The following is a 6981-nucleotide window of genomic DNA, read 5'->3' as shown; positions in this document are numbered from 1 at the left end:
GGATGTACGTGTCCAGCGCATCGGCCAACGCCAAAATCGCTTGCTCGCCCAACTCGCCCTTGTCGCCTTCGAGCGCCAGCTTGGCCGAACCCTTGATGATCGGGGTGTCGTCGCCCGGGAAGTCGTACTTCGACAACAACTCGCGAACTTCCATTTCCACCAGCTCGAGCAGCTCGGCGTCATCAACCATGTCAGCCTTGTTCAGGAACACGATGATGTACGGCACGCCAACCTGGCGGCTCAGCAGAATGTGCTCACGCGTCTGCGGCATCGGGCCGTCAGCGGCCGAACACACCAGGATCGCACCGTCCATCTGCGCTGCACCCGTAATCATGTTCTTGACGTAGTCCGCGTGACCCGGGCAGTCAACGTGCGCATAGTGACGGTTCTGCGTCTCGTATTCCACGTGTGCCGTGTTGATCGTGATACCACGCGCCTTCTCTTCCGGCGCCGCATCGATCTGGTCGTAGCCGCGGGNNNCGCCCCCGAACTTCGTCGACAACACGGTCGTGATCGCCGCCGTCAACGTCGTTTTGCCGTGGTCAACGTGACCAATCGTACCCACGTTCACGTGCGGCTTGGTACGTTCAAACTTGCCTTTTGCCATGGCTGACTCCTGACCTGGATTGAAGCTTCTGACTAAGAAGAGAAGAAAAAATTTGTGGTGCCCATGACGCGGATCGAACGCGTGACCTCTCCCTTACCAAGGGAGTGCTCTACCACTGAGCCACATGGGCAGCTTGGAGCGGGTGAAGGGAATCGAACCCTCGTCGTAAGCTTGGAAGGCTTCTGCTCTACCATTGAGCTACACCCGCGGGCTACCTTTCACCACTCTTCCCACATTTGCTACACCCTGCCACGTGATTAAACACAAACAGCAGGGCTTTACATCAAGAATCCAGGCAGCCCGCCTGGATTCAGAATATGGGTCTCTGGTGGAGGAGATTGGATTCGAACCAATGTAGGCGCAAGGCCAACAGATTTACAGTCTGCCCCCTTTAACCACTCGGGCACCCCTCCAGCGGAGAACTTGAGATTATGGACACTTTTAAATTGAAAGTCAAATACGACGAGGGTTTTTTCGTATATCCGAGGATTTTTTTGCCGCCGAGCCGCCCCAGGACAGAACTGACGTTCTTGGAGAGCAGCAAACCCAAGGCGTAGCGTGGGCTTAAAGCGAGCCTGGGAGCGTCGCGCCCGTGGATGCTCAGTACCGGTCGAAAAACTCTTGCAGCTGGTCCGGATTTGCAGAAATCAACAGGCCCAGCATCAATAAGATACGAGCTTTCTGAGGGCTGAGTTCGCCAGCAGCAATAAAACCTGCGGCATCATCATCGACCTCGACATTGCGCCCCACTCGACCGCTGCCTGCTCGGGTGGCACGGACAACGGCCACGCCTTGAGCGGCAGCGCGCTGTAAGGCGCGCATTGCTACATCGGTCGCATTGCCGTCGCCAACGCCAGCCAACACCAGGCCTTGCGCCTTCGTGGCGAGGAAGTCGATTACATCGCTGCCCATGTCCACGCCCGCATGGACAACGTCGACGCGAGGCCACACCACGGCATTGAGCATTTCAATCGAAAACTCGCTTGCGGTGCCGTACACCGTCTCGTTGCGGGAGAAAAACTGAGCGTACGCACCGCGCATCACCCCCGCCCTGCCCCGATTCGGCGAAGCAAAGGCATTCACCCCCGCACACGCAACCTTTTGAACCTCGCGGGCATAGTGAATGTCCTCGTTCATCACTACCAGCGGACCGCGCCCACGCGCCGCTTCACATCCAGCCAGGGCCACCGCGTGGAACAAATTCGCAGGCCCATCAGCGCCTGGCGCCGTAGCGGGACGCATTGCGCCAACGAGTACCAAGGGTTTGTCGTGCCGAATCACCAGGCTGAGAAAATAGGCGGTTTCCTCCAGCGTATCTGTTCCATGAGTGACGACGATACCGTCAACGGCCGGGTCCTGGCATAGACTTTCGATACGCTGGGCCAGTTTTGCCCAGACGGCGTGGGTCATATTTTGGCTGCCCACGCTGGCAACCTGCTCTGCCTGTATGTCCGCCAACTGGGCCAAGCCAGGTACGGCGTCCAATAATTGCTCTACCGCTAAAGCGCCGGCACGATAGGCATGCGAAGCCGTGTCGGCCTGAGCGCCGGCAATCGTCCCCCCTGTCGCCAATACCGCGATGACCGGCAAACGGCGTTCAGGCATCCAGGACTCCGGACAGCCCTTGACGCTCCAGCAGAGAATTCAGGTGTTCCCAACCGTGAAAATCGATGACGAGTTGGCCTTTTTCACGCGCTCCGACTTTCAGCGCCACGCGCGTACCCAATTGGTCGGAGAGCGCTTCTTCGAGCCGTGTCACATCGCGCGAGGCGCCGTTGCCTTTTTTCCGAGCAGAGACATCGACGTCTTTGGCTGCTTTCGCGACGAGTTTTTCGGCTTCGCGTACGGACAGGCGCTTGGCAATAATGAGGTTGGCCAGTTGAATCTGCATCGCGGCCTCGACCGCCAACAACGCGCGGGCATGCCCCATATCAATGTCGCCGGCCAACAGCATGGTTTGCACCGGCGCGGCCAGGTTCATCAGGCGCAGCAAGTTGCTAGTCGCGGAACGCGAACGGCCGATAGCCGTCGCGGCTTGCTCGTGGGTGAGACCGAATTCATCGAGCAAACGGCGTACGCCGTGGGCTTCTTCGAGCGGGTTGAGGTCTTCGCGCTGAATGTTTTCGATGAGCGCCATTACGGCGGCATTCTCATCGGCGACCTCGCGCACCAGGACCGGGACTTCTTTCAAGCCCGCCAATTGGGCCGCACGAAAACGCCGTTCGCCCGCGATGATTTCGTAATGCCCCGGGTCGTCGCTGAGCGCGCGCACCAGGATCGGTTGCATGATCCCTTGCGCGCGAATGGACTCAGCCAATTCGTTCAACGCGCCTTCATCCATGCGGGTACGCGGTTGATACTTGCCCGCGCGCATTTTGCCAACGAGCAATGTCGTCGGAGGTCCCTCTACCTGCTTGACGACTTCAGTCGTCTTTTTGGCGAAGGTATCGATCGCGGGCCCATCTGCGCCGAGCAGAGCGTCCAGCCCGCGACCCAGACCTTTGGGTTTTTTGGTGGCCATGTCGAAAAATCCTTTTTACAACTTGCTATGCCTGCTGTGGATATCTTGTACGCTGCATAGATGGCGCGAGTTCAAGCATGTCCTTGACGCGCAAACGGGAACAATACGCCCGATCACCACCATCTTGAACGTGTGGATAACCCCAGCACGGCATGATGAGTAGCCATGAAAAGATCAATCCATGGCTTCGACGCGTTTGACCATCTCGGCGCCGAAAGAAATATAAGCTTGAGCGCCACGTGAGGCCTTGTCATACACCACCCCCGGCAAACCATAACTGGGGGCCTCGGCAAGACGTACGTTGCGCGGAATCACCGTAGTGAATACTTTATCCCCAAAATGGGATTCCAGCTGTGCGGAAACTTGTTGTTGTAAAGTCATCCGCGGATCGAACATCACGCGCAGCAAACCGATAAAGCTCAGGTCTTCGTTGATGTTGCGATGCACACGCTTGATGGTATTGACCAAGTCGGAGAGGCCTTCGAGAGCAAAATACTCGCACTGCATCGGAATGATCACGCCATGCGCAGCGGCAAGGCCGTTCAAGGTCAACAAGGACAGAGTCGGCGGACAATCGATCAACACAAAATCATATTGCGACGCGACGGCGCCAATTGCTGCTTTCAACTGCCGCTCGCGAGCCTCCATGTTGACAAGATCGATCTCGGCACCAGACAGCTCGCGGTTAGCGGGCAGCACGTCGTAGCCGCCCGCATCGGAACGCACGCGGGATTGTTCAATCGATGCATCACCGATCAACACATCGTATAGCGTGGATTGCAGCGTGCTCTTGTCGATGCCGCTGCCCATGGTCGCATTGCCTTGTGGATCCAGATCTATCAACAGCACCCGTTTGCCATGTGTGGCCAAGCCCGCGGCCAGGTTGATGGCTGTCGTGGTTTTGCCCACGCCACCCTTTTGGTTGGCGATACAAAACACGCGCGTAGGACGTGTGCTAGACGTTTTGGTGTTCATAGAGTTCCTTGACTACGACGCATCCAGATCAGGCAGCGTTGTGCATCCAGCTGAGGCACCTGCAGCGCCTGGATATGTTCGACGTGCCATTCGCCCTGTTGATGCAAGGCTTGAATTTCATCTTCGGGGACCTTCCCCTTCATGCCAACGAGGGTACCATCGTTGCGCACGTGGCGGCCCGCCAGTGACGCAAAATCGTTAAGAGAAGCAAATGCACGCGAGATGACGATATCGCATTGCGCGGGCTCGAGGGTTTCGACGCGTCCGTGTATGGCGCGTAAATTGGGAAGAGACAACACGCCCGACATCTGACGCACAAACGCCATTTTCTTTTCCACGGCATCCACGCAGCTGACCTGCCATGCAGGCAACATGATCGCTAATACAACGCCAGGCAGGCCGCCGCCCGAACCGATGTCGTACACCGTGGTCGGCACGGCAGGATCGAACGTGCGGGCCAATGGGTTGACGACACTAAGGCTATCGAGCAAATGCTGCACCAGCATTTGTTCGGGGTCGCGAATCGCGGTCAGGTTGTAGGTGCGATTCCAACGCTGCATTTGTGCCAGATACGTCAGCAATTGATCCGTTTGTGCAGCATTAACCGGCAAGCCGAGGCTATCGCAGGCTTGCGTCAGGCGCTGTGCCAAATTGGCCTCAGACGCGGGGCTCATGCGGCTTGTTTGCGCGTGCCGTAATGCAGGCGCTTTAGGTGGATAAGCAATAGTGAGATTGCTGCAGGCGTGACACCGGAAATGCGCGCAGCTTGCCCGATCGTTTCCGGGCGGTGCGTTTTGAGTTTCTGGCGAACTTCGAACGACAGGCTGCTGACAGCGTCGTAATTCATATCCGTCGGGATACGTTGCTGTTCGTGCGACAAGTGCTTTTGCACCTCGTCCTGTTGTCGCGCGATATAGCCCGCGTACTTGACTTGTATTTCGACTTGTTCGGCCAGGATGTCATCGTCTGACACGCCAGGGCCGGCCAACAATGAACCATCGATATTACGGGCCGCCATGAGCGTGGCATAAGACACGGTAGGTCGCTTTAACAAATCTGATAGTGAGTACTCACGTTCAATTGCTTTGCCTAGCAGCGGCTCTGCCGCCTCGGCAGGGAAATTGCGCGGAGTGACCCAGGTAGATTTCAATCGTTCGATTTCTGCGGCTACTGCATCGCGCTTGCGGCTGAATGCATCCCAGCGGACATCATCGACTAAGCCTAATTTGCGGCCGATTTCAGTCAACCGCAGATCTGCGTTGTCTTCGCGCAAACTCAAACGATATTCAGCGCGAGAGGTAAACATGCGATAAGGCTCTGTCACACCTCGCGTCACGAGATCGTCGACCAACACGCCTAAATATGCTTCGTCACGACGAGGCGTCCACTGCTCTCGTTCTAATGATTGCAGTGCCGCATTCGCACCCGCTAATAGACCTTGTGCAGCAGCTTCTTCGTAACCCGTCGTGCCGTTGATTTGCCCTGCAAAATACAGGCCGGCGATGGCTTTGGTTTCCAGCGTTGACTTCAATCCGCGGGGGTCGAAGTAGTCGTACTCGATCGCATAACCGGGACGCAGAATGTGTGCATTTTCCAGCCCGGGCAAGGAATGGATCAAATCCCATTGGACATCAAATGGCAGGCTGGTGGATACGCCATTGGGGTAGACCTCGTGGGTATCCAGGCCCTCGGGCTCCAGGAAAACCTGGTGCGATGCCTTGTCGGCAAAGCGATGGATTTTGTCTTCGATGGATGGACAGTAACGCGGTCCTACCCCCTCGATGACGCCACTGTACATGGGCGAGCGATCGAGTCCCGCACGGATGATGTCGTGCGTACGGGAATTGGTGTGCGTGATCCAGCACGGCAGCTGACGCGGGTGCATGGACGTGTTGCCCAAAAAGGAGAACACGGGAATCGGATCGAGGTCGCCAGGTTGCTCTTCGAGAACGCTGTAGTCGATGGTGCGGCCGTCGATGCGAGGAGGCGTTCCGGTTTTCAACCGTCCTTGGGGGAGCTTCAGTTCTTTTAACCGTTGGCCCAAGGAGATCGCAGGGGGATCACCGGCACGGCCACCGGAGTAGTTTTCCATGCCTACATGAATCAGGCCATTGAGGAACGTACCGGCTGTCAGGACGACGCTGCGGGCGCGGAACTTCAACCCGATCTGGGTGACGGCACCTACGACTCGATCACCCTCGACCATGAGGTCGTCGACGGCCTGTTGGAACAGCCACAGGTTGGGTTGATTTTCTAAGCGATGACGAATGGCTTTGCGGTACAGCACCCGATCGGCTTGCGCTCTGGTTGCGCGTACGGCGGGGCCTTTTGAACCATTCAAAATACGGAACTGAATCCCCGCCTCGTCAGTAGCGATGGCCATCGCTCCGCCCAGAGCATCGACCTCTTTGACCAAGTGTCCTTTGCCTATTCCACCGATCGACGGGTTGCAGGACATTTGACCAAGGGTCTCGATGTTGTGGGTCAACAATAGCGTCTTGGCGCCAATGCGGGCAGCTGCCAACGCAGCCTCGGTGCCGGCATGGCCGCCGCCGACGACTATCACGTCAAATTCGCTGGGGTAATTCATGATGGGGGGATGGGAGAAAGAGCTTGTTGGGCTCCATTATAAAGGGGACCTTGGGGATGTTTCACGTGAAACATGAGGGGAAGTTGCAACGGGTGGCATCTTTTCGGGTTTTAGGCTGTTGGGTGTTGTGTTTCACGTGAAACGTTGAGGGGGCGTCGCTGCTATGGGGCGAATAAGTTCTGTTGGCGGTGAGGTGGGGTACTAGTGAGGNNGGCGCTTCACGNAGTCGGTCGGCCGCCTGCGCGTCCGACACCGCTTCGTCAACCTCGTCGCTGCGCTCCTTCGGTT

At 57.3% G+C, this 6981-nt stretch carries 6 protein-coding genes, 3 tRNA genes and 1 pseudogene; all 10 read right to left on the bottom strand.

Translation table 11 applies throughout. The annotated features are described in order from the left end of the window. Positions 1-477 (bottom strand): annotated as a pseudogene (locus ACNA0J_RS22050) (GTP-binding protein); the annotation flags it as partial. 3 nt (positions 478-480) lie between these two features. Next, positions 481-607 (bottom strand): GTP-binding protein (locus ACNA0J_RS22045; protein ID WP_236585750.1); only part of this gene is annotated, 127 nt, incomplete at its 3' end. Between the two features lie 55 nt (positions 608-662). Beyond that, a tRNA-Thr gene (locus tag ACNA0J_RS22040) sits at positions 663-737 on the bottom strand. Between the two features lie 4 nt (positions 738-741). Further along, a tRNA-Gly gene (locus tag ACNA0J_RS22035) sits at positions 742-815 on the bottom strand. A 118-nt stretch (positions 816-933) separates the two neighbouring features. Next, positions 934-1020: transfer RNA gene (locus tag ACNA0J_RS22030), tRNA-Tyr, on the bottom strand. 187 nt (positions 1021-1207) lie between these two features. Beyond that, positions 1208-2212, bottom strand: a complete 1005-nt coding sequence (locus ACNA0J_RS22025; protein WP_415821033.1) for an asparaginase — start codon at positions 2210-2212, stop codon at positions 1208-1210. Next, positions 2205-3128: a ParB/RepB/Spo0J family partition protein gene (locus ACNA0J_RS22020; protein WP_415821032.1), complete on the bottom strand. Its 924-nt coding sequence runs from the start codon at positions 3126-3128 to the stop codon at positions 2205-2207. The genes ACNA0J_RS22025 and ACNA0J_RS22020 overlap by 8 nt, the downstream gene beginning before the upstream one ends. 174 nt (positions 3129-3302) lie before the next feature. Further along, the gene (locus ACNA0J_RS22015) at positions 3303-4103 is read right to left on the bottom strand and encodes a ParA family protein (protein WP_415821031.1); all 801 of its coding nucleotides are present in this window, start codon (positions 4101-4103) and stop codon (positions 3303-3305) included. Then, the gene (rsmG, locus tag ACNA0J_RS22010; protein ID WP_415821030.1) at positions 4100-4777 is read right to left on the bottom strand and encodes a 16S rRNA (guanine(527)-N(7))-methyltransferase RsmG; all 678 of its coding nucleotides are present in this window, start codon (positions 4775-4777) and stop codon (positions 4100-4102) included. The genes ACNA0J_RS22015 and rsmG overlap by 4 nt, the downstream gene beginning before the upstream one ends. Beyond that, complete coding sequence (gene mnmG / locus ACNA0J_RS22005) at positions 4774-6693, bottom strand: tRNA uridine-5-carboxymethylaminomethyl(34) synthesis enzyme MnmG (RefSeq protein ID WP_415821029.1); 1920 nt, start codon at positions 6691-6693, stop codon at positions 4774-4776. Before mnmG ends, rsmG begins: the two co-directional genes overlap by 4 nt. Between the last annotated feature and the right edge of the window lie 288 nt (positions 6694-6981).

Source organism: Bordetella tumbae (assembly GCF_965139195.1).
Classification (GTDB): Bacteria; Pseudomonadota; Gammaproteobacteria; order Burkholderiales; family Burkholderiaceae_B; genus Bordetella_A; species Bordetella_A tumbae.
Note: the sequence above shows the minus strand (reverse complement) of the source record. Positions and strands in the feature narration are given on the sequence as shown.

Coding starts and splice junctions, on each gene's coding strand:
- rsmG (WP_415821030.1), bottom strand. CDS start 4,777: ATGAGCCCCGCGTCTGAGGCCAATTTGGCACAGCGCCTGACGCAAGCC.
- ACNA0J_RS22015 (WP_415821031.1), bottom strand. CDS start 4,103: ATGAACACCAAAACGTCTAGCACACGTCCTACGCGCGTGTTTTGTATC.
- mnmG (WP_415821029.1), bottom strand. CDS start 6,693: ATGAATTACCCCAGCGAATTTGACGTGATAGTCGTCGGCGGCGGCCAT.
- ACNA0J_RS22025 (WP_415821033.1), bottom strand. CDS start 2,212: ATGCCTGAACGCCGTTTGCCGGTCATCGCGGTATTGGCGACAGGGGGG.
- ACNA0J_RS22020 (WP_415821032.1), bottom strand. CDS start 3,128: ATGGCCACCAAAAAACCCAAAGGTCTGGGTCGCGGGCTGGACGCTCTG.